Here is a 22,461-nt window from a genome sequence, read left to right as displayed (position 1 = left end):
GTTTAAACAACTTCAATATAAATGATCACATTGAAGATGGAAAATATTGCGCAAATGTCAAGGTTAAAACGAATAAGTCAACAAAGACATATCGAGTAACTATAACAACGAAAAATAATTATCTGCATAAAATTGATTGGCCAAATGGTGGTTGGCTGGATAATACGCATTACAAACTTCCTGAATTTTATGAAAACGAAGTTACTTTTGTAGATGATAGAGCCCGAAAATTTGAAGTAAAAATTATACAAAAAGGAGAATGTAAATAAAAAAAGCTCGAAACTAATGTTTCGAGCTTTTGCTTAGTACTCGGAGTGGGAATCGAACCCACACTCCAAAGGAACACGAGTTTGAGTCGTGCGCGTCTACCAATTCCGCCATCCGAGCCTTTATGGACTGCAAATATAATGTTAGTTTATTTATTTTTCCAACTATTTTTTAAACTTTTTACAGAATTATTTCTAACGTATCGTAAGCCAAATGTTTACCTTTTGGTAATTTTTCCTCTACTTCATCATGAAATCCCAAATGATGCGAAATATGTGTAAAATAAGTCTGCTTTGCACCTATCAAATCCGAGTATCGTATTGCTTCATCTAATAATATATGCGAAAAATGTTCTTGTTCTACTCGCAACGCACTAATGATTAAAACTTCAACTCCTCGTAATTTTTCAAGCGATTCTGTTGGGATCGTTTTTACATCCGTTAAATAAGCAATTTTATCATCAATCAAATAGCCCAAAATAGGCAAAGGTCCATGCAAAACTTTTATTGGTTCAATCGTAAATCCAGCAACCGAAAATTTATCTTCTTCTATAACATTCTCAATCACCGTTGGCACTCCAGGATATTTATGTTCAGCAAACATATATGGAAATCGATTATGTATTTCATCCAAAACTCGTTTCAAACCATAGACATTCATATCTTCTCCCGATTTGAAAACCAACGGACGAATATCATCCAATCCTAAAACATGGTCATTATGCTCGTGTGTATACAGGATTCCGTCCAATCTATGCGCATTATAACGCAACATTTGTTGTCTAAAATCTGGTCCACTATCTATCGTAATAATCTTTCCATCCTTTTCTAACAACAAAGAAGAACGCAAACGTTTATCTTTTTGATTTGTTGACAAACACACTGGATGATCGCTACCAATAATCGGAATTCCTTGCGAAGTCCCAGTTCCTAAAAAATGTATTTTTATATTTGATTTAGCCATAATGATTTGGTAAATTTACCACAAACTATTTGAAATTAAAATATGGCATTAGAACAAGTTCTTACTCCTAAACAAAAAGCTTTAGAGATCAATTTGAATCCGAAAATATACGGTTCTTTTGCAGAAATTGGTGCAGGTCAGGAGACCGTTCGTTTTTTTTATCGCGCAGGTGCTGCTTCGGGTACGGTTGCAAAAGCGATGAGTGCTTATGACAAAGAAATGTCCGATTCGATATATGGTGTAGAAGAAAATCGTCGTTATGTAACGCAAGCTCGCCTTAAAAAGATGTTGGATCATGAGATGGAATTGATGAAAGAACGTCTAATCCACGATCACTACAAAGAAAAAGCATTTTTTACGTACGCAAATACAGTAACAACAATTGATTATTCGAAGAAAAATGAAGGTCAAGGTTGGATTGGTTTACGTTTCAAATTGAATGCAGAAGAAGAAAAAGCAAACGAAATTATTTTTCATGTAAAATTCAAAGAAAATACCGCTCAATTGCAACAAGAAACTTTAGGTGTTTTGGGGGTTAATTTGATTTATGGTGCTTATTATTACTACGATAATCCTCGAAAATTAATCAAATCTTTGTACGATACGTTGGATAAAGATCAGTTAGAAATTGATATGATTAACTTTCGTGGACCACAATTCAAATATGTTGATAATCGTTTAATGTCTCTTCAATTGGTTAAAAATGGAATGACTGATGTTGCGGTTTTCAATCCACAAGGAAAAAATATTTTACCTGCCGATTTATTATACAAGAAAAATATCTTCGCTGTTCGTGGTTCTTTCCGGCCTTTTATGAATGTAAATATGGACATGTTCAAAGGTGGTTTAGAAATTTTCAAACAGGAAGATGATGTTCGAACAGATAATACCGAAATTTTATTCGAGATTACGCTTTCTAACTTGATTGCTTCTGGTTTTGAAGGCGAATTGAATGAACGAGATTTCTTAGATCGGGCTGATATTATTGGTAGTTTAGGTTACAATGTAATCATTTCTAACTTTTCTGAATATTATAAATTGGTTGATTATTTCTCAAAATTCACTCGAAATCAAACCAAAGTTGGTTTAGCAATGGGTGTTAATAATTTAGTCGAAATTTTCAATGAGCAATATTATGCCGATTTACCAGGCGGAATTATGGAAGCTTTCGGAAAATTATTCAAGAAAAATGTAAAAGTTTATCTGTATCCATATTTAGACAAAGAAAAAGATATTTTGTTGACGTCGAAAAATCTACAAGTAAGTGATAGTGTGCACGAATTGTACAAATATTTCTTGTATAACGGAAGAATTCAAGATATTTTGAATTACAATAGAGGTTATTTAGATTCTTATTCGCGCCGAATTTTAGAAAAAATTGCTAACGCTGAACAAGATTGGGAAAATGAATGTCCAGAAGGTGTTGCTGATATTATTAAAGATCGTGGAATGTTTGGCTACAAGTTGAAATATATTTTAGAATAAATTTTTAGTATATCAATCTAAACTCGTTTCAAATTCTCATCATAAACAATATGCGATGTTGAAATAAATTCAACATGAAAAACCACTTCTGCAGAAGTGGTTTTTTATTTTTATTCTAAATATCTCTTCTTTTCTAAGATAAAGTCTTTAATATTATCATTTCTTTTAATACTAATATTTATTTTTGATTTATTCTTTAAAATATCGTTCTGAAAATATTTACAAATATTTTCTTTACTCAAATTAGTAAAATCCATTTCTTCAATACTAAGAATTTCATCACCTAACTCAAGATTACCTTCATCTTCAAATAATAGTTTAATATATGGTTTATTATTTTCAAATGAATAGCCAAAACCAAAAGAATCTAAAGATTTTTTATTAAAATCTATTGGTTCGTTTTTTTAATAAATGTACTTGTTGCTCCAATCTATTATTACTCCAAAATTTTCTAAAAACTTATTTCCAATTAAGTTTTTTTCTCCAGACATAAAAATATGATCACTAAAAACTTTTTTTCCAATCTCAAAAGTATCTAATTTAAAATAATAGTTTTCGGATATTTTACTTTTATTAAAAGCACCGATTGATGAAATACCTTTTACATTAACTTTTTGAGAATCTTTTACTGATATTAAATTTCTATCAATAGAAAAGCCTCCGTTAGAACCTGTGTCTAATTTAAAGTTGAAAACATGATTTTTTATTGTTATTGGAAGTAATGGTGTATTTTGTCCATCTGTTGAAAAAGGAATTTTTAAAAAATACGTTGATAAATCAAAATTATTTAAATCTTCTGTTATAGTAATATTTCTTTTTAAATAGTCAATATTCCAAAGTGCTAAAGCCATTAAATTTTCCCCTATAATTCCATCAATATTTAGACAATCAAATTCAAAACCTTTAAAATCATAAATATGTGCTTCTATATTATAAAAAGAGGATTTTCCTATTTTAATTTCTGAAACAAAGGTATTATTAATGATTTCACGATTGTTTTGTGAGTCCCTTATACTAGATGAAGATTGTACTTTTAAATTTAAATCTTTCTGAATTGACGTTGAAATAAATGTCAACGCTCCAGTATCTACCAAAAAATTATACTCTTTATTATTAATCGAAACTTTTATAAAAGGTAAATTATTTATGTATTCTAAATTTACTAAATCAATTGATTGATTCATTTTAAGAAATGATTTTTTAGTTTGAGCTAAAAGCATTGTGCTAAAAAAGATTAATATCAATGGAAAATATTTCATTTTGTTTTATTTAAAGACTCAAAGTAATCTGAAAAGTTACAAAAAAAGCTCCGAGTTTCCTCAGAGCTTAAAAATCATTATATAAAAATTCTTTCGAATTAATCTTAATCTTCTAATAAATCAGCTGGATCATCAACAGAAACTTCACCCGTAACAGGTTCACCTTTAATTAAAGCAACAATTTTTGCTTCAATTTCTTCACATAATTCAGGATTATCTTTCAATACTTCTTTTACAGCATCGCGACCTTGTCCTAATTTGCTATCATTGTATGAATACCAAGAACCAGATTTGTTTACAATTCCTTTCTCAACACCCATATCCAAAATTTCTCCAACTTTAGAAATTCCTTCACCATACATAATATCAAATTCTGCTTGACGGAATGGAGGAGCAACTTTATTTTTAACCACTTTTACTTTCGAATGATTTCCGATTACCTCATCTCCATTTTTGATTTGAGTTGAACGACGGATATCCAAACGTACAGATGCGTAGAATTTTAAGGCGTTACCACCAGTTGTTGTTTCTGGATTTCCAAACATTACCCCAATCTTTTCACGTAATTGATTAATGAAAATCGCTGTACATTTCGTTTTATTAATTGTACCTGTCAATTTACGTAAAGCTTGAGACATCAAACGCGCTTGTAATCCCATACGAGAATCTCCCATTTCACCTTCAATCTCCGCTTTTGGAGTAAGTGCCGCAACAGAATCAATTACGATAATATCTATCGCTCCCGAACGAATTAAGTTATCTGCAATTTCTAATGCTTGCTCACCATTATCTGGTTGAGAAATAATTAAGTTTTCTACATCAACACCCAATTTCGCTGCATAATAACGGTCAAATGCATGCTCAGCATCAATAAAAGCAGCGATACCACCAGCTTTTTGCGCTTCAGCAATAGCGTGTAACGTTAATGTTGTTTTACCTGAAGATTCAGGTCCGTAGATTTCTATAACACGTCCGCGAGGATAACCTCCTACTCCTAACGCTAAATCTAATCCCAAAGATCCAGAAGGAATTACTTCTATTTTATCATCAACAGCCGAATCTCCCATACGCATTACAGTTCCTTTCCCGTAAGCTTTGTCCATCTTATCTAAGATTAGCTGTAACGCTTTCTTTTTATTGTCTAAATCGCTCATTATATTATTTTTTATTTTTCTAAAATTTGTTTTGCGTGTTCTTTTGTTTTCACTTTTTCGATTACATCTGTAATCACTCCTTTTTCATCAATGATGAAAGTTGTACGATGAATTCCATCAAATTCGCGTCCCATAAATTTCTTTGGTCCCCAAACGCCGAAAGCATTCAAAATTTCGTGATTTTCGTCTGCAAGCAAAGGAAAAAGTAAATTGTTTTTCTCTGCAAAATTCTTTTGTCTTTTCACAGAATCTGCACTTATTCCAACCAAATGATAACCTTGAGCTTTCAACGCATTTTCGTTATCGCGCAAATCACATGCTTCTGCTGTACAACCAGGCGTACTTGCTTTTGGATAAAAGAAAACGACTAATTTTTTTCCTGCAAAATCATGGTACGAAACTTCGTTTCCATCTTGATCAATTCCTTTAAAATCTGGAACTTTATCTCCTATTTTTAACATCTTGATTTGTCTTTAGAACTTCTCGTAAAAATAATGATTAAATCTTGAATCGTAACTGATTTAACTAATTAATCTTTTATTTATACTACAAATGTAATGTTATATAACGCCAAAATAAGTCGCTTAAACTTTACTTTTTAAAATGAAGGTAAAAAAAGGAAAAGCTGTTATTTAAAAACTTACGAAAAATATTCGAACTTCAATTTTCTAATAGCGAACTTCGCATTTCGTAATACATAAAGCATAATTAAAGATGTTTCATTATTTTTACACAAAAAGTCTCAGAACTTATGATGTTAAAGAAAGAACGCGTCCAATTTGTGATTGATGAATTGGAAAAATTATATCCAGTTCCACCTATTCCATTAGATCATCAAGATGCTTTTACATTATTGATTGCCGTTTTATTATCTGCCCAAACAACAGATAAAAAAGTGAATCAAGTAACGCCCGAATTATTTGCGAAAGCTGCTAATGCAAAAGCAATGTCGTTATTAGAAGTAGATGAAATAAAATATTATATCCGCGAAATTGGTTTATCAAATACAAAAGCCAAAAACATCAAACGATTATCCGAAATTTTAATCGAAAAATACGATGGAGAAGTTCCAGAAGGTTTTGATGAATTAGAAGAATTACCTGGCGTTGGACACAAAACTGCTTCGGTTGTGATGTCACAATGGTTTGGTCATCCAGCTTTTCCTGTCGACACACATATTCATCGTTTGATGAAATTATGGAAATTGACAAAAGGGAAAAATGTTGGAGAAACAGAAAAGGATGCGAAGAAAATATTTCCAAAAGAATTGTGGAATAAATTACATATTCAAATCATTTATTATGGACGTGAATATTCTCCTGCACGCGCTTGGAGTTTAGACAAAGATTTTATTACACGAAAAATGTTCGAATAAAAAATACCTTCCAAGATTGAAGGTATTTTCATTATTATTTTACAATTTCAAAAACTTGCAAACGAAGCTTTATCGTATCTACTTTACTCAACGTATCTTGCAAAATCAAATATTTTGGATCTAACTGCTTCACATAATAATTGTACGTTGTATCATTCAGAGACATCGTTAACAAACGTTTTGTTTTAGACGTATTATACACATACGTTCCTATCGTTTGTTCTTGTACACAATTTCCTTTTTCGGTTTTATACATGTTAGAATTATAATTCGTAACATCCGAAAAATCTAATGTAGACTGTCGCTCACAAGCCAACAACTTGTCTGTTTCCGTTATATTCCCTTTCGTTTTTCTAATTTCTTTCAATTGCCATTTTCCAGATCGCAACAATTGATCTTGCGATATTGCCAACGAATCGTCTTCTTTGCACGAAAAAACTGAAAGCAATAAAATTGATGCTAAAAATAGGCTGAATATATTTTTCATTCGGTTCAATAATTATGTGGTAAAAATAAAGATTTTGAATGACGTAAAGTGAATATAAAAAATAAACCTGAAAACTTATTTTCTTTATTTATTGTTTACGTAAAATATCATAACTGATTGTATTTGCTATTTTCTCAAATTTCTTATCAGAATCTACAATTTTTTTATCAATATATGTTTCAAAAGTTATCGTTTTATCTTGATTAATTTTCACAATTCTATCCTCAAAAATATAATCATCAATGTAAAATTGAATTCTATTATCAACAATTCGCCACAATGTTAATCGAGGCTCACTAGGAAAACAATTGCCATTACTTCCTTCTACATAGTTATAAATAGCATATCCATTATCCCAAATTGTATAATTTCTCATTAACCGACAATCATCAAATTCTTTAGACACTTTTTTGCCATTTTCATAAAAGCCCGATTCTTGTAATTTCCAAAAACCAATCACATTATCAGGTTTTAATTGTTGAGAAAACATTTTTGAAGAGAATAAGATTAATAGAATTAAAATAATTTTTTTCATAAGATTGATTTACCTTGTAAAGGTATATTTTTTACCTTATCAAATAAAAAGAATGAAAAAATTCATACTAGAAACTTCCGACAAATATCCAATTGCCGTAACCTCTTTTGGCGAAAACAACGCAACCAAAAAAATCATTGTCATTTCGTCTGCAATTGGTGTTAAACAAACTTTTTATGCCAAATATGCAACGTATTTAGCTAACAAAGGATATTTGGTTTTCACGTATGATTATCGCGGGATTGGCGACTCTAAACCAAAAAAATTAAAAGATTTTGAAGCGCATTTTACAGATTGGGCAAACAAAGATTTTTTAGGTTTGACACAATATATCGAAGAATTTTATCCCAATCACGAAAAATTTTTAATTGGTCATAGTATCGGTGGAATTATGATTGGCTTGACACGTGCTTACAAAGTTTATGATAAAATTGTAACGATTGGTTCTCAATATGGCTATATCAAAAACTTTCATCAAAAAGATAAGCCAAAAGTGAATTTCTTTTTTCGTATTGCGATTCCTATTTTATCCGCTTTTTATGGATTTTTTCCTTCTCAAAAAGTTGGAATGGGTGAACCAATTCCAATCGGAATTGCAAAAGATTGGCGAAAGTTAATTCTGAATGAAACTTCTATTTTAGGTTATGCAGATGAAACTCAAAATTTGTATGATGAAATTACAAAACCTGTTTTAATCATTAGTTTGGATGATGATTTTATGGCAACGCCAAAATCTGTAGATTTATTTGCGCAATTTGTTTTGAAAAATGCGAAGAAAAAACGTTTAAATATCATTCCAAAAGAATATGGATTGAATGAAATTGGACATTTAGACTTCTTTCGAGAAAAAAATAAAACCGAAATTTGGCATATTCCTCTTGATTATATTGAAGAATAAAAAAAGTTCGAGAAATTTGAACAGATTAAAAATTAATTATTATAATAATGAGCTCAAACCCTTTCTTAACTCACTATAACAATATGTTGTGCATTATGATTTTTATAATTAAAATAATCTAAAACAATTTGAATCTCAATTCACTTTACTGAGAAATTCTAGAAAATGAATTGAGACATAATTTTCTCAAATGTGTGACCAATTTATGGTAAGACGAAATTACACAAAATATTTTAATGTTTTAAAACAAGAATTCTTGATAGGAAAACCTGAAAATATAGATGAACTAAAGTAATATGTTTAAACAAAGTGTTTATCTCTATAACAGTCTAAGATCTCTCTTGAGTCTTAAAAATAAGACTCCAAAAAAAATATAAAAAAACTGAAAAAAACATATTCCTTCGGGCTTAAATATTATTTTAGGACTAGTCATCTATTTCTTTTTCAAGATAAAAACTTCTTTGATTTTTTCTGGATCAACTTTATCGTTTTTCGATGTTTTTTCAAGTTTTGCAATCAAATGATTTACTTCTTCTTCAGAAGCTGGACCACCAAGATTTTCTCCATTTACGCGAGAATCTTCTAAAACTTTTCCAGTCGAATCTAAAATTACCCAAAAAGGCAAACCTTGATTTTTTCCTCCTAATTTCTCATTGACAGCATCTCCACCAGGAGTTTCTAAATTTTTCTTCTCTGCACGTTCTTGTACAGTAATAAATGTTTTGACATAATTCGCATCAAAATATGGTTTCACAGCTGGATCGTCCATATTTTTTTCCATCTTTTTACACCATCCGCACCAAGAAGCATGAAAAATTAAAAAGACATTTTTATTTTCAACCTTCGCTTGATTTTGAGCTTTTGTTAATATTTCTGTTGCTGTTTGCGCGTTTACGATTCCTGCGAAAGCAATCATAAAACTTACGATTAAGGCTTTTAATTTCATTGTAATAAGTATTTAAGTAAATGTAAATAAATAATTGTATTTTCAATAAAAAATTAACACTTATGAAACATTTTTTAGTATTTATCTTTTTGCTATTTCTCACAAGTTGCGTACCCAATAACATAAAAACAATTGAAGGAAAATGGAAACAAGATTTTTTGGATTATAAATCGAAAGTGGTAGAAGTTCCTTTGTCGAAAAGTGATGCGATTATGGATGTTTCAAGAAATAAATCAAAATTAAAAATAGAATTTGATTTTCATGACGATTATGAAAAAGATGTGACAGATTCTGTTGTGTTTAATTTTCCTCAACTCAAATTCAGAAAAATAAATCTTGATAAAACTTCTAATTATTATGATTTAACTTATAATGCGACTTGCGATTGTTTTTATGGTGAAATGAAATCATATTCTGGAAATGTATTAAATATAAAATTGAACAGAGTTTCTTCGGTTAAATAAATTTAATGGAAATCATTATCTTTGCACAAAATTATTAGAACATCGTTCTAATATTCAATCATTAAAAAAAGAGACAACATATATGAAATGTGGAATTGTTGGATTGCCTAATGTTGGTAAATCTACTTTATTTAACTGTTTGTCGAATGCAAAAGCGCAATCGGCGAATTATCCTTTCTGTACAATTGAACCAAATGTAGGAACAGTTTCTGTACCAGATACTCGTCTAAATCAGTTAGAAGCAATTGTAAATCCAGAGCGCGTTGTGCCTGCGGTTGTAGAAATTGTAGATATTGCTGGTTTAGTAAAAGGAGCAAGTAAGGGAGAAGGTTTAGGAAATCAATTTTTAGGAAATATCCGCGAGTGTAATGCAATTATTCACGTTTTACGTTGTTTCGAAAACGAAAATATTACACATGTTGATGGTTCTATTAATCCATTGCGTGATAAAGAAACAATTGATATTGAGTTGCAATTGAAAGATTTGGATACAGTTACAAAACGTATCGATAAATCTAAAAAAGCAGCAAAAGCGGGAAATAAAGACGAACAAAAAGTTGTAGAAGTTTTAACAGCTGTAATCGCTCATTTAGAAGAGTTGAAAAATGTTCGTGAAATGGATTTGGACGAAAAAGAGCAAGAAATTGTAGATTCGTTACAATTGATTACTTCTAAACCAGTTTTGTACTTATGTAATGTAGACGAGTCTGCTGCAAAAGACGGAAACGAATGGGTAGAAAAAGTGAAAGAAGCTGTAAAAGATGAACACGCAGAAGTGTTAATTTTAGCGGCACAAATAGAAGCTGATATCAACGAGTTAGAAACGTTTGATGAGCGTCAAATTTTCTTGGAAGAATTAGGATTAGAAGAGCCAGGAGTTAATCGTTTGATTCGTTCTGCTTATACATTGTTAGATTTAGAGACATATTTCACAGCAGGTGTAAAAGAAGTTCGTGCTTGGACAATCAAAAAAGGTTCTACAGGACCACAAGCGGCTGGAGTTATTCATACCGATTTCGAGAAAGGATTTATTCGTGCAGAGGTAATCAAATTTGAGGATTTTATTACATACGGATCAGAATCTAAATGTCGTGAAGCAGGAAAATTAAACGTAGAAGGAAAAGCGTACATCGTACAAGATGGTGATATTATGCATTTCTTGTTTAATGTGTAAACAGTTATTTTAGAATATTTTACTAAAAGCATCAATAAATATTGATGCTTTTTTTATTTAAATAAGCTTTTATAGATTTGTTTTTAAAACTAATGTTTGTTAGTGAAATAATTGTATTTTTAAATCATTAATAATTAATTCAATATGAAAAAAAACTTTTTACTACTTACTACATTTATATTAGGATTTGCTAATGCGCAAAATACTATTATTTTCGAAGAAAATTTTTCTCCAGAAGGAACAAGAAATTTATGGACAAGGTCAGAACTAGATGGTGATGGTTTTATGTGGGAATTTTATAATGATGCAACACCATTTGGCTCTTGTGCTATTTCTATATCTAATATAGTTTTTATGCCTATAAATACTGATAATATTCTAGTTAGTCCTGAAATAACATTGCCTTCTGAAAAGAATTTAAAACTATCTTTTAGCATTTCTAATATGTCGCTAGAATTAGCAAAAGAGAATTATAGTGTTTATATATTACCTTCTACTTCTACGTTTACAGGTAATGAAAACCCTATTTTTACTGAAAAGCTCGATCAAGATTATTCAGAAGTTCCAAAAGATATTAATTTGTCAATAGATGAGTATGTTGGTCAAAAAGTAAAAATAGTTTTCAGGCATTATAAGACTGATTATAAAGAATCTATGATACTAAAATTGGGTAATGTAAAAGTAGAAGCATTAACATTAGGAACATACGAAGCGAATAAAAAACAAGTATCAGTTTATCCAAATCCAACTTCGGATATTATTTACATAAAAGGTTTAGAGAAAGTAGAAAAAATTCGTGTTCTGGATTTTACAGGTAGAATTCTTAAAGAAGTAAAAGGCGACCAAATAAATATAGCTAATTTACCAAAAGGACAATATATTGTTAATTTCTATACTAATAATGAAGTAATCTCAAGAAAAATACTAAAAAAATAATTAAGATATTATTAACATTTGAAATACTAAAACAAAAAAAACCTCAATCATTTGATTGAGGTTTTAAGCAGTGGTGCCTCCAGGAATCGAACCAGGGACACAAGGATTTTCAGTCCTTTGCTCTACCAACTGAGCTAAGGCACCGCCTTAATTGTGATGCAAATATAGAGCGAAAATCCGTTCTACCAAACATTATTTAAAATATTTTTTAGACGAAAAAGCTATCTTGTTCATTTACCGAGAAATAAATTTTAAAATATTTTTATCTTTGCAAAAAATGAGTGGTTTTAATATTTTAATAGAGATTTAACAACTCATTTTTGCAATCTAATTTTTACAATTCGCAACAAATCATCATATTTGCGTCTTAGAATTCTATTATACATTCATAATGAAGTGGATTATTTGTAGTTTATCACTATTTAGCGTGGTAACAATAAAAGCTCAGTCAATATCAGTTTCACCTTATTCGGCATACGGAGTAGGGGAGCAATTGTTTGATAATAATACTGAACAAGCTGGTATGGGCGGTATCTCAACGGTTCCTACGAATCCTTTTGGACAAAGTGCGAATTTTTCGAATCCTGCAGCAAACCAAAACTTGCGTATGACAACTTTCAATGCAAGTGGAAGTGGAACTAATTATAATTTCAAATCTGGAACAGATAAAGAAAATGCAGGTCGTTTCAATGTTTCTAATATTTCATTGGCTTTTCCAGTTGGTGAAAAAGGAAGTTTCGGAGTTGGTTTTCAACCTTACACAGCGTTGGGATATGATATTATGAATACTTCTGAGAAAAATAATATCAAACAAACTGTACAGATGAAAGGTGATGGAGGGTTAAATAGTCTTCATGCTTTTTATTCAAGAAATCTTTCAAAAGGATTTTCTTTAGGTTTGCGTGTTAATTATCTTTTCGGAGAGTTGCAACGTAACGAGATTTTAGCTGTAGATGGAGCAAGTTTAGCTGTAGATTATAGCGATAAATCGAACTATCGTGGTGCTCAATTTACGTTAGGATCTATGTATACGAAGAAAATTGGAAAAAATAACAATTTAAACATTGGTGCTACTTATACATTAGGAACTAAGTTAAGAACAGATGTGACAGATCTTACAACTTCTTACACATATATCGGAACAACACAATCTTCTGTAGATACAATTTCTATTATTAGAATTGATAATGGAAAAACTAAGATTCCACAACAATTTACTTTAGGAGCATCATATTCTAAAGATAATACGTGGTCGTTAGCTGTAGAAGCGAAATATAATAATTGGAAAGATTTCTCTCAACCATTAGAAGGTCAAAATACTACAATGTCTTCTGCAGTAGATTACAAAAACAATGTACGTTTGGCAGTTGGAGGATATTGGATTCCAGATTATAACAGTTACAAAAGTTATTTTAATCGTGTAACGTATCGCGCTGGGATGTATTATCAATCAGCTCAGTATTCTATTCACGGAACAGATATTGATGCTTATGGAGCAACTTTAGGTTTTGGATTTCCAATTGGAAAACAAAATGATGGCTCTATGATGAATATTTCGTTAGAGTACGGACAAAAAGGAAAAACAACAAACAACTTAATCAAAGAAAATTATTTAGGAGTTAAAGTTGGATTTGATATTAACGATATTTGGTTTAGAAAAAGAGTTATTGACTAATTTTGGACAAACAAAAATTGTATAAAAAAGCAAACGAAAAAGTTTTAATTAAACCGAGTATTGTATTTGGTCTGATTAGCGTTTTCGTTTTGCTTTTTTCTTGTAAAAAAGAACTTCCTCCTATCAGTAGAAAGAAGGTAGAATTCCCAACACGCACACTTATCAATGCAAATATTATCAACAAAGATTCTGGAAGAATTTCGGGTAATTTGCGTTCACCATTAATCGAAGAATATACAACCGTAGATTCTCCTTACACGATTTTTAGAAAAGGTTTAAACCTTGACTTTTATCAAAAAGGAAGTGTGAAACCAGGTTATTTTCAGGCAGATTGGGGAAGATTAAGTGATGTAACAGGAATCTACGAATGTAGAGGAAATGTAATTATCGTAAATGAGAAAGGTGATTCGTTGAAAAGCGAGCAATTATTTTGGAATAAGAAAAATAAAACAGTTTATACATCGAAAGAAGTTTACTTAATTAGCAAGGAAGGCGATTCGTTAACAGCGAAAAACGGTTTGCAAGCTACTGACGATTTAGAAACCTATACTTTATTCAATAATCAAGGATTTAAGTATGTTGATGATAATCAAAAATTCTAAAGAGCGTTAAAAAAATTAACAAAAAAGCGCATACTTGTCGCTTCTTCTATTTTATTATTCAATGTATTGTCGTATTTTCGCCACCTATTATAGAAATAACATTAAAATAAAACAATGGCAGTTTTAGGAGAAATTCGTAAAAAAACTTGGCTGATCTTCGTGGTAATCGGAGTTGCAATGTTAGCTTTCGTTGCAGGAGATTTATTCGGAGAGAATTCAAAAATAAAACAATTATTTACTGGAGATCCGTCTGTAGTTGGTACAGTGAACGGAGAACCTATTGGTATTGCAGAATATCAGAGTGCGTACGATCAAACACAAAAGATGTACGAAAATCAAGGTCAAACTGCAACTCCAAATCAAATTGCTCAACAAACTTGGAACAGCTTAGTTAGTCAGAAAGTGTTGAAACAACATGCTGAAAAATTAGGTTTAAAAGTTTCTGATGATGAATTTTGGAGCTATACAGCTCAAAACTTCGGAATGGCATCTGGTGCAGAAGCACAACAACAGATTGCTCAATTAGAAGCAAATGCGGCATCAAGTCCAGAAGCGCAACAACAATATAGAGGTTGGTTGCAAACTGCTGAACAAATAAAGTTACAGATTTTATCTCAAAAATATTTTGGTTATGTAATGGCTGGTACAGCAGTTACAGGTAAAGAAGCGGATATCCAACAAGGATACAATATTTCGAATGCAAACATTCAGTACGCCTTTGTAGATTACGCAACTTTAGCTAAAAAATTAAATGTAAAAGTAACAGACGAAGAAATTTCTGCTTACGAAGCGAAATATCCAAAATTGTTCAAAGCAGAAGGTTTAGTAAAATTAAGTTATACTTATTTCCCTGCTGGAGCTTCGACTGCTGATGACGCTGTTGCTTTAGCAAATATCAAAAAGTATTTGTCGACTCAAATTGTTCATGACGAAGTGAACAATGTTACAGATACAATTGCGGCATTTGGTTCTGCAAAAAGTGATTCGGTTTATGTGACTCAAAATTCTGAGAAACCATTTATTCCAAATTATTTTACAAAAGCAGAATTAGAACAAGCTCAATTAGGACCAGAAGCAACAAACTTCTTGAAAACTGCAACAGTTGGACAAATTGGTGGACCTTTCAAAATTGGAAATACATACCAATTATACAAACTTTCGAAATCGAAAGAAGTAAAAGATTCTGTAAAATCTAGCCATATCTTAGTTTCTTATACAGGAAGCGCTGCTGGAAACGGAGTAAAACGTACAAAAGACGAAGCAAAAAAATTAGCTGAACAAATTTTAGCTGAAGTAAAAGCTAATCCAGCTTCTTTTGGAGAAGTTGCTTCAACAAAATCGGATGATAAATCATCTGCTGTACAAAAAGGAAGCATTGGTTGGGTTGGAAAAAACAATCAATTAGACCAAACTTATAACGGATTTATTTTCTCTAAACCAGTTGGAACTGTTGATTTGGTAGAATCTCAATTCGGATATCACATTATTAAAGTTGATGATGCGAAAAACAAAACAGCTTATCAAGTTGCAAACATTGTAAAAACGATCGAGCCTTCTAAAGCGACAACAGAAAAAGCATTTACAAATGCTAGAACATATGTTCAGAATGTTGAAGGAAAATCATTGAATGATTTCAAAAATACTGCGAAAAAAGGTGGTTATTTAAATAATACAACAGAAGGAATTGAGCGTTATGCTGCAATTGGTCAAGATATTCCAAACGATCAGGACGGAGATATCTTAAAATGGGCTTTTGACAAGAAAACAGATAAAGGAGCAACAAACTTGTTTACATCTTCTACAGGAGATTACATCGTTGTTCATTTAGTTGAAAAATTTGACAAAGGTTTAGCACATCCAAGTGTTGTTCGTCAATATGTAGAGCCAGTTTTGATGCACGAAAAAATTGCTAAATTGGTTGATGAGCAAGTTGCAAACGGTGGATTGAATGCTTTTGCATCTAAATTCGGAGCGAAAAAAGGAAATGCTACGGTTAACTTCTCTAATTCTAATTTAACTGGAATTGGTTTAGAGCCTAAAGTTGTAGGAGCTGCGTTTGGTGTAAAACCAAATCAATCTTCTAAAGCGATTGCAGGAAATGCTGGAGTTTTCTACATTATTCCTTCAAACCAACAAATTCAAAAGAATCAAAAAGGTTCAATGATTTTGGATAATTTAAACCGTCAATTACAAGGACGTTTCCAACAAACATTGTTACAATCATTGATTCAAGCTGCTGATGTGGTTGATAACCGCGATAGAGCTTTACGTTAAGATTTAAAAAATTTCTTATAATAAATAAAACCGCCAGAAGAATTCTTCTGGCGGTTTTTGTTTTATATTTAAGGATAAAATAGCTTTATGATAAACGCAAAATATATTCTATATTTATTTGGATTAATATCATTAATTTCTTGTGAATCATTTATAAGATTTAATGGTAATGTTTATAATTCCGAAAATGAACCTATTTCTGATGCTAAGATAACCGTATTATTGAGAAAAAATGATACTATAAAAAAAGTAGGATTTGAGTTGGATACAATTTTATCAGAAGAAAGAGAAAAATTAAGAAAAAATGGTATTAAAGACGATTTCTATATTAATGCAATGGGAGAATACTATAAACCAAAAGTATTATTTACAGATAAAAATGGCTTCTTCAAAACTAGGACAATATTAATTCCTTGTGGTTTTAAATGTCCTAAAGTGAATTTGATTGTAGAGAAAGAAAAAAATAAAAAAGTTATTCTACTGGATAATAAACTTAAGCGTGACAGTATGAAAATTATTTTAGATGAATAAAATTTTTATAAATGATAAAAGCATCAATTTAAAATTCTTATTCTCGATACAATTTTTAAGCATATTAACAAATTACCATAAAAAAACTCCCAAGCTGTAAAGTTTGGGAGTTTTTGGTTTTATTTAATTTGAGCTTTTATTAAGTCAAACTTTTCTTCTAAAAGTAGTTTGTATAATTCCTTAACTTCATTCCAGCCTTTAGCTTTATACTTAGTACTTATTTTATCAAATGTTATAATTAAATCTAATGATTTTGAAGCCTCTATAACATTTTCAAAATCATCATCAGAAATTACCGAAACCCAAAATACGCTATGTTCATCATCTGTTTCATTAATTTCTATTATAGCTTTCTCAATATCAGAAAATGTAATATTATCTTTATTATAGCCTTCTAAGTATTGGATGTAGTTTTCGATCATACAAATTAGTTTTTACTTATCAAACCCATTCGGATATTCGCCTTTTACAAGCTCTATTTTCGCTTCTACAGCTTTTTGTAAATCTTCTTGATATTTGATTAATCTTTCTTGCAAAGTAGGATTAGTCGCACCTAAAATACGCGCTGCCAAAATTCCTGCATTCTTCGCCGCATTCACAGCAACAGTCGCAACCGGAATCCCATTTGGCATTTGCAAAATAGATAAAATAGAATCCCAACCATCAATCGAATTTGACGATTTAATTGGAACACCAACCACAGGAAGCGGCGTAATAGACGCAACCATTCCTGGTAAATGTGCAGCGCCACCAGCACCAGCTATAATGACATTTATTCCACGTTCGTGTGCTGTTTTTGCATAATCAAACATACGTTGTGGCGTACGATGTGCCGAAACAATTGTTAATTCGAAAGGGATATTTAATTCTGTTAATAGATCAGCAGCTTGTTTCATGATAGGCAAATCGCTATCACTTCCCATTATAATTCCTACCATAGTTGTTACTTTTTTGCTACGACTTTCACCGTTGCATTAACTTGTTTTATGTTTTGTTTTAATTGTTCTAAATCATCATTCACCAATGTCACATGCCCCATTTTTCGACCTGGTTTTGTGATAGTTTTTGCGTACCAATGCAAAAATGTTCCTGGAATCGTCAATAATTCTTCAATATTTTCGATTTCTGCTTGTCCAGTTTGTCCTTCAGCTCCAATCAAATTGACCATTGCAGAAGTTGTAAACAATTTTGTAGAGCCAAGTGGCAATTGCATTAAGGTTCTTAACATTTGATCAAATTGTGATGAATAAGCTGCTTCAATTGTTGAATGTCCAGAATTGTGAACACGAGAAGCGGTTTCGTTTACCCAAATCGATTGATCTTTGTTCAAGAATAATTCAACTGCGAAAACTCCTGGAGATTTCAATGCTTTTACAACATCACTCGCAATTTGTTCAGCTCGATCAGTGATTTCTTTCGGAAGTGTAGAAGGCATCAATAAATAATCTAACAAATTATATTCTTCGTTGATGACAAATTCTACCGTTGGATAAGTGACAATATTTCCTAAATGATCGGCAACCGTAACAACCGCAATTTCACGATCTAAATCGGCTGGCGTTTCGAAAATTGAAGGAGCTTGAAGCATTTTGTCTAAATCAACTTCAGATTTTAGGAACTGAACACCTTTTCCATCATAACCATCTTTTCGAGATTTTTGAAAAATCGGATAATTGATATCTTGTTTCGATTTTAAATCTTTCCAATCATCTAATCCAAAATAAGGCGCAGTCGGAATATTATTTTTGACATAAAATTCTTTCTGAACTCCTTTGTCTTGAATAATCGCTAAAGCTTCAGGATCTGGAACAACGCGTTTTCCAATTGATTTTAGATAACGTAACGCCTCAACATTTACATGCTCAATTTCTATTCCGATAGCATCTAAACCTTTTCCAAATGCAACAACCGTTTCATAATCTTTGAAATCGCCTTGTACAAAATGATGTGCATGTGGTGCGCAAGGTGCATCAGCAGCTGGATCTAAAATACTAATCTCGCAAGGATATTGCAATGCATTTTGCAAAAACATATATCCCAATTGTCCTCCTCCTAAAATTCCGATTTTTATCATATTGCGAAGTTAATGAATAATATAATTTCTATTTTTACGAGAATTAAAAAAGTATTGACGAGATGTTAACAAAATGGAGTAGAATTTTATTTTTTGTATTTGCTGGAATTTATTTAACGAGCAAGAGTTTTTATCAATATTTTGTATTCGATATGTTGGTGCAATATTCTATTTATGCGCTGATTATTGCTTTTTTCTTGTGTTTGATTTACAATTATTCAATTCGAAAAGAAGAAAAGAAAAATATTTTATGGTTGATTCCTTTGGTTGCGATTCCAATTATTACGTACAAAAACTTAGGAAATTTCTATTTTGGAGAAAATGCGAAAGGAGAAAAATCTAATTTTAAAATTACATCAATCAATATTTTTTCTCAGAATGAAGAATTTCAACATCTAAAAGATTATTTGACTAAAGATAAAAGTGATGTAATTGTTTTACAAGAATTAACGCCAGCTTGGCAAAAACATGTAGAGTTTATCCGAAAAGAATATCCATATTATAAAGAAGAAGTAAGAAGTAACAATTTTGGAATTGCGATTTATTCTAAAATTCCATTCTCTAAAGTGTCTACAAAAAATTATATTGATGAGATGCATCCGTCTATTTTAGCGGAAATTATTGTAGACGCTAAACCATTAAGTATTTTGGCAACGCATCCTGTTCCGCCTTTACCAAATCAGGCTCGTTTTGAAAGACGAAATAAACAATACGAATTGATGAAGCAAGAAATTGATGCTTTACCGAATGAAAATATCATTTTAGTTGGCGATTTGAATTCAACAGTTTATTCTCCGAACTTCAAATTGGTGCAATCGGATAAAATGAAAGATGCTCGTTCTGGTTTTGGATTGAATAATTCTTGGAATGCTTTTATTCCAATTTTCCGCACAAATATTGACCAATGTTGGGTTTCGAAGAAAATAAAAGTGACCAATTTTTATCGTGGAGATGATATAAAATCAGATCATTTTCCGATTGTTGCAGAACTGAAAATAGATTAAGAATTTGGGTTAATTTTTAAATTTCAAAAAAAAGATTACCTTTGAAGTTCAATCGAAAGGGGTGCTTCTTTACAAGAGGCTGAGATTATACCCAAAGAACCTGGGCAGGTAATGCTGCTAAGGGAACTGGTACTTCACCAAATTACATTCGCGCGTAAATTATAAAAGTGTAAGATGGCTCCTTTCATAATATTTTTTAAAATTAATTATGAAAAGGTCGATTTTTTTATTGTCATTATTTGGTGCATCTATTCTTTATGCACAAGAAAAAGATTCTATTCAAAAAGAAGAAATTCAATTAGGAGAAGTTTCAATTGTCGAAAAACTTCCGATTACAGTTGAAAAGGTAACTGATAAAATGTTACAAAAGAAGAATTTGGGACAAGATATTCCAACTTTGTTAAATTCTGCTACGTCTGTTTCTATAACTTCTGATACAGGAACAGGAATTGGTTATTCGTCTATCAAAATTCGTGGACTTAATGAACAATCAATCAACGTTACATTAAATGGAATTCCGCTTAATAATCCTGAGTCTCAAGGTGTTTTTTGGGTGAATATGCCAGACTTGGCTTCATCTACAAGCTCTATGATAATTCAGAGAGGAGTTGGAACTTCATCAAACGGGATGGCTTCTTTCGGAGCAAGTGTTAATATCGAATCTCAAAATCCGTCTACCGTTCCTTTTGCAGAAGCAAATGTTTCTTTCGGAAATTATAAAACGCAAAAATATACAGTTCAGGCTGGTACGGGAAAAATACTAAATAATAAGTTGAGTATTGATGGACGTTTTTCTAAGATAAATTCGGATGGATATGTAGACAGATCTTGGTCAGATTTAATCTCTTATGATTTTACTGCCTTATATGAATTGAATGAAAAAACAAAGTTTAGATTTCAGAATATGTTTGGAAAAGAACAAACGTATCAGGCATGGAGTGGTGTAGATGCTGAAACTTTAAAAAAAGATAGAACATATAATTTTGAAGGAGAAATTTTAGACGAAAATGGAAAAGTTGAAGGTTTTTATAAAAATCACACCGATAATTACCGTCAAAATCATTATTTTCTTTCGTGGTTACAAGATTTTGGGAATAATTGGAAATCAAATTTAACACTTCATTACACAAAAGGTAAAGGTTATTACGAGAGCTATAAAAATAATCGCAGTTTGAAACGTTATAAATTGGATTATTTAACTTCAGAAAAAAGAAATTTAATTAATCGTGAATATCTTGATAATGATTTTTATGGTTTTAATCTTGAAGTTGAAAATCAAAAATTAAACGATTTTAAAGTATTTTTCGGATTATCTGCAAACGAATATGATGGCGATCATTATGGAAATGTCTTATGGGTAAAAGGCACAGATTTTAAGGATAAAGATTTCAAATATTACAACAATCGTTCTGTGAAAAAGCAATTGGCTGCTTATGCAAAAGTATTGTATCAATTGAATAAATTTGAATTGTTTGGTGATTTGCAATACCGTTATGTTGAATATGATGCGAAATATTTGCCAAATGGGAAAAATGATGAGGAAGATTTCAGACCATTTTCGGATACATTCAATTTTGTGAATCCAAAAGCTGGAATAAATTTTAAAATCAATTCTTCAAATGTATTGTATGCTTCGTACGGAATTTCTCAACGTGAACCTTTGCGTATTGATTATGCAGGTTTGAATGATAAAGATAAAAAACCAAAAGCCGAATTTTTACAAGATTACGAATTGGGTTACAGAAAAAGTGGTCGTCTTGCTTTGAGTGCGAATTTGTATTATATGGATTACCGTGATCAATTGGTGCCAACTGGAGAATTGAATGATGTAGGAAGTCGAAAAAGAATTAATTCAGGAAAAAGTTTTAGACGAGGAGTCGAATTTGATGCAAATTATAAGATTATTCCAAATCGTTTGAATGTTTTTGGAAATATTACGTTTAGCGAAAACAAACATAATAATTACAAAGAGGAAGTTTGGGATGTTGATGGAAGCTCTTCTGTAAAAGAATACGGAAAAACAAAAATTTCGATGTCACCTGATGTGATTTCTGCTTTTGGTTTTGAAGTTATTCCTTTCAAAAATGTGTTGATTAATTTGACGAATAAATATATTGGTGAACAATATTTATCAAATACAGAACCAGTAGATGGAAAATTAGATAGTTATTTGGTTTCGGATCTTTTGATTCGATATTCGCCAAAAGTAAAAGGAATTAAAAACCTTGAATTTTCATTCTTGATTAATAATTTATTTGATGTAGAATATGAATCAAACGGTTATTATTACGGAAAAGCATTTTATTTTCCACAAGCTGGAATTAATGTTTTGGGTGGAGTTGGAATTCGTTTGTAGTA

22 protein-coding genes, 2 tRNA genes and 2 pseudogenes are annotated in these 22,461 nt (G+C 31.0%); 14 read left to right on the top strand and 12 right to left on the bottom strand.

The window, feature by feature from the left end; genetic code table 11:
• A pseudogene (locus tag B3J26_RS05350) lies at positions 1-269 on the top strand (hypothetical protein); the annotation flags it as partial.
• Positions 270-306: 37 nt separating this feature from the next.
• Here B3J26_RS05350 and B3J26_RS05345 read toward each other — a convergent pair.
• Together B3J26_RS05345 and B3J26_RS05340 are read right to left on the bottom strand one after the other, a co-directional pair.
• Positions 307-387 (bottom strand) — tRNA-Leu (locus tag B3J26_RS05345).
• A 60-nt stretch (positions 388-447) separates the two neighbouring features.
• Positions 448-1,230 (bottom strand): MBL fold metallo-hydrolase, encoded by a 783-nt coding sequence (locus tag B3J26_RS05340; protein WP_291073602.1) that lies wholly within the window; start codon positions 1,228-1,230, stop codon positions 448-450.
• A 42-nt stretch (positions 1,231-1,272) separates the two neighbouring features.
• On the opposite strand from B3J26_RS05340, the gene B3J26_RS05335 reads away from it, so the two are divergent.
• Positions 1,273-2,715, top strand: a complete 1,443-nt coding sequence (locus B3J26_RS05335) for a TonB-dependent receptor (RefSeq protein WP_291062176.1) — start codon at positions 1,273-1,275, stop codon at positions 2,713-2,715.
• 404 nt (positions 2,716-3,119) lie between these two features.
• Here the strand turns inward: B3J26_RS05335 and B3J26_RS05330 are convergent, their stop codons facing one another.
• From B3J26_RS05330 to bcp, 3 genes are all read right to left on the bottom strand, one after another.
• Positions 3,120-3,974, bottom strand: a complete 855-nt coding sequence (locus B3J26_RS05330; RefSeq protein WP_291073600.1) for a retropepsin-like aspartic protease — start codon at positions 3,972-3,974, stop codon at positions 3,120-3,122.
• Between the two features lie 104 nt (positions 3,975-4,078).
• Positions 4,079-5,128, bottom strand: coding sequence for a recombinase RecA (gene recA / locus B3J26_RS05325; RefSeq protein WP_291062172.1), 1,050 nt, complete (start codon positions 5,126-5,128; stop codon positions 4,079-4,081).
• 11 nt (positions 5,129-5,139) lie between these two features.
• Positions 5,140-5,595, bottom strand: coding sequence for a thioredoxin-dependent thiol peroxidase (bcp, locus tag B3J26_RS05320; protein WP_286496165.1), 456 nt, complete (start codon positions 5,593-5,595; stop codon positions 5,140-5,142).
• A 287-nt stretch (positions 5,596-5,882) separates the two neighbouring features.
• Between bcp and nth the strand changes: the two genes are divergently transcribed.
• Entirely contained in the window at positions 5,883-6,503 is a 621-nt protein-coding gene (nth, locus tag B3J26_RS05315; protein WP_286496167.1) for an endonuclease III, read from the top strand.
• 34 nt (positions 6,504-6,537) lie between these two features.
• Here the strand turns inward: nth and B3J26_RS05310 are convergent, their stop codons facing one another.
• Together B3J26_RS05310 and B3J26_RS05305 are read right to left on the bottom strand one after the other, a co-directional pair.
• Positions 6,538-6,990: a lipocalin family protein gene (locus tag B3J26_RS05310; RefSeq protein WP_286496161.1), complete on the bottom strand. Its 453-nt coding sequence runs from the start codon at positions 6,988-6,990 to the stop codon at positions 6,538-6,540.
• A gap of 88 nt (positions 6,991-7,078) precedes the next feature.
• The gene (locus tag B3J26_RS05305) at positions 7,079-7,525 is read right to left on the bottom strand and encodes a lipocalin family protein (protein ID WP_221855703.1); all 447 of its coding nucleotides are present in this window, start codon (positions 7,523-7,525) and stop codon (positions 7,079-7,081) included.
• 52 nt (positions 7,526-7,577) lie between these two features.
• Here B3J26_RS05305 and B3J26_RS05300 point away from each other — a divergent pair, with 52 nt between their 5' ends.
• Both B3J26_RS05300 and B3J26_RS14895 read left to right on the top strand, forming a co-directional pair.
• Positions 7,578-8,423 (top strand): alpha/beta fold hydrolase, encoded by an 846-nt coding sequence (locus tag B3J26_RS05300; protein ID WP_291073598.1) that lies wholly within the window; start codon positions 7,578-7,580, stop codon positions 8,421-8,423.
• A gap of 181 nt (positions 8,424-8,604) precedes the next feature.
• Positions 8,605-8,693 (top strand): annotated as a pseudogene (locus B3J26_RS14895) (IS982 family transposase); the annotation flags it as partial.
• A gap of 163 nt (positions 8,694-8,856) precedes the next feature.
• On the opposite strand, the gene B3J26_RS05295 reads toward B3J26_RS14895, so the two are convergent.
• Positions 8,857-9,369, bottom strand: coding sequence for a thioredoxin family protein (locus tag B3J26_RS05295; protein ID WP_291073596.1), 513 nt, complete (start codon positions 9,367-9,369; stop codon positions 8,857-8,859).
• Between the two features lie 62 nt (positions 9,370-9,431).
• On the opposite strand from B3J26_RS05295, the gene B3J26_RS05290 reads away from it, so the two are divergent.
• The 3 genes from B3J26_RS05290 (at position 9,432) to B3J26_RS05280 (ending at position 11,943) form a co-directional block, all read left to right on the top strand.
• On the top strand, positions 9,432-9,833 hold the full coding sequence (locus B3J26_RS05290; protein WP_280037818.1) for a hypothetical protein: 402 nt from the start codon (positions 9,432-9,434) through the stop codon (positions 9,831-9,833).
• An 82-nt stretch (positions 9,834-9,915) separates the two neighbouring features.
• The gene (ychF, locus tag B3J26_RS05285; RefSeq protein ID WP_125348936.1) at positions 9,916-11,007 is read left to right on the top strand and encodes a redox-regulated ATPase YchF; all 1,092 of its coding nucleotides are present in this window, start codon (positions 9,916-9,918) and stop codon (positions 11,005-11,007) included.
• A 144-nt stretch (positions 11,008-11,151) separates the two neighbouring features.
• A complete protein-coding gene (locus tag B3J26_RS05280) occupies positions 11,152-11,943 on the top strand; it encodes a T9SS-dependent choice-of-anchor J family protein (protein ID WP_115002179.1) in 792 nt (263 codons plus the stop codon).
• A gap of 71 nt (positions 11,944-12,014) precedes the next feature.
• On the opposite strand, the gene B3J26_RS05275 is transcribed toward B3J26_RS05280, so the two are convergent.
• Positions 12,015-12,087: transfer RNA gene (locus tag B3J26_RS05275), tRNA-Phe, on the bottom strand.
• A gap of 247 nt (positions 12,088-12,334) precedes the next feature.
• Between B3J26_RS05275 and B3J26_RS05270 the strand changes: the two genes are divergently transcribed.
• From B3J26_RS05270 to B3J26_RS05255, 4 genes are all read left to right on the top strand, one after another.
• A complete protein-coding gene (locus B3J26_RS05270; RefSeq protein ID WP_260392519.1) occupies positions 12,335-13,618 on the top strand; it encodes an OmpP1/FadL family transporter in 1,284 nt (427 codons plus the stop codon).
• A gap of 17 nt (positions 13,619-13,635) precedes the next feature.
• Positions 13,636-14,220, top strand: coding sequence for an LPS export ABC transporter periplasmic protein LptC (gene lptC, locus B3J26_RS05265; protein WP_291073593.1), 585 nt, complete (start codon positions 13,636-13,638; stop codon positions 14,218-14,220).
• Positions 14,221-14,334: 114 nt separating this feature from the next.
• Positions 14,335-16,494 (top strand): SurA N-terminal domain-containing protein, encoded by a 2,160-nt coding sequence (locus B3J26_RS05260; protein WP_291073591.1) that lies wholly within the window; start codon positions 14,335-14,337, stop codon positions 16,492-16,494.
• Positions 16,495-16,581: 87 nt separating this feature from the next.
• A complete protein-coding gene (locus tag B3J26_RS05255) occupies positions 16,582-17,025 on the top strand; it encodes a hypothetical protein (protein ID WP_115002172.1) in 444 nt (147 codons plus the stop codon).
• Between the two features lie 119 nt (positions 17,026-17,144).
• Here the strand turns inward: B3J26_RS05255 and B3J26_RS05250 are convergent, their stop codons facing one another.
• The 3 genes from B3J26_RS05250 to B3J26_RS05240 are packed head-to-tail and all read right to left on the bottom strand — an operon-like array spanning position 17,145 to position 19,099.
• Positions 17,145-17,447 (bottom strand): hypothetical protein, encoded by a 303-nt coding sequence (locus B3J26_RS05250; protein ID WP_115002170.1) that lies wholly within the window; start codon positions 17,445-17,447, stop codon positions 17,145-17,147.
• A gap of 12 nt (positions 17,448-17,459) precedes the next feature.
• The gene (gene purE / locus B3J26_RS05245; protein ID WP_115002168.1) at positions 17,460-17,963 is read right to left on the bottom strand and encodes a 5-(carboxyamino)imidazole ribonucleotide mutase; all 504 of its coding nucleotides are present in this window, start codon (positions 17,961-17,963) and stop codon (positions 17,460-17,462) included.
• Positions 17,964-17,968: 5 nt separating this feature from the next.
• On the bottom strand, positions 17,969-19,099 hold the full coding sequence (locus tag B3J26_RS05240) for a 5-(carboxyamino)imidazole ribonucleotide synthase (protein WP_115002166.1): 1,131 nt from the start codon (positions 19,097-19,099) through the stop codon (positions 17,969-17,971).
• A gap of 62 nt (positions 19,100-19,161) precedes the next feature.
• On the opposite strand from B3J26_RS05240, the gene B3J26_RS05235 reads away from it, so the two are divergent.
• Together B3J26_RS05235 and B3J26_RS05230 are read left to right on the top strand one after the other, a co-directional pair.
• Positions 19,162-20,103, top strand: coding sequence for an endonuclease/exonuclease/phosphatase family protein (locus tag B3J26_RS05235; RefSeq protein WP_291073586.1), 942 nt, complete (start codon positions 19,162-19,164; stop codon positions 20,101-20,103).
• A gap of 208 nt (positions 20,104-20,311) precedes the next feature.
• Positions 20,312-22,459: a TonB-dependent receptor gene (locus B3J26_RS05230; protein ID WP_291073584.1), complete on the top strand. Its 2,148-nt coding sequence runs from the start codon at positions 20,312-20,314 to the stop codon at positions 22,457-22,459.
• The last annotated feature ends 2 nt before the right edge of the window (positions 22,460-22,461 follow it).

Origin of the sequence: Empedobacter sp. UBA5987 (assembly GCF_002429865.1) — a bacterium.
Classification (GTDB): Bacteria; Bacteroidota; Bacteroidia; order Flavobacteriales; family Weeksellaceae; genus Empedobacter; species Empedobacter falsenii_B.
The sequence above is the reverse complement of the archived record's forward strand: the minus strand, read 5'-3'. Positions and strand labels throughout refer to the sequence as shown.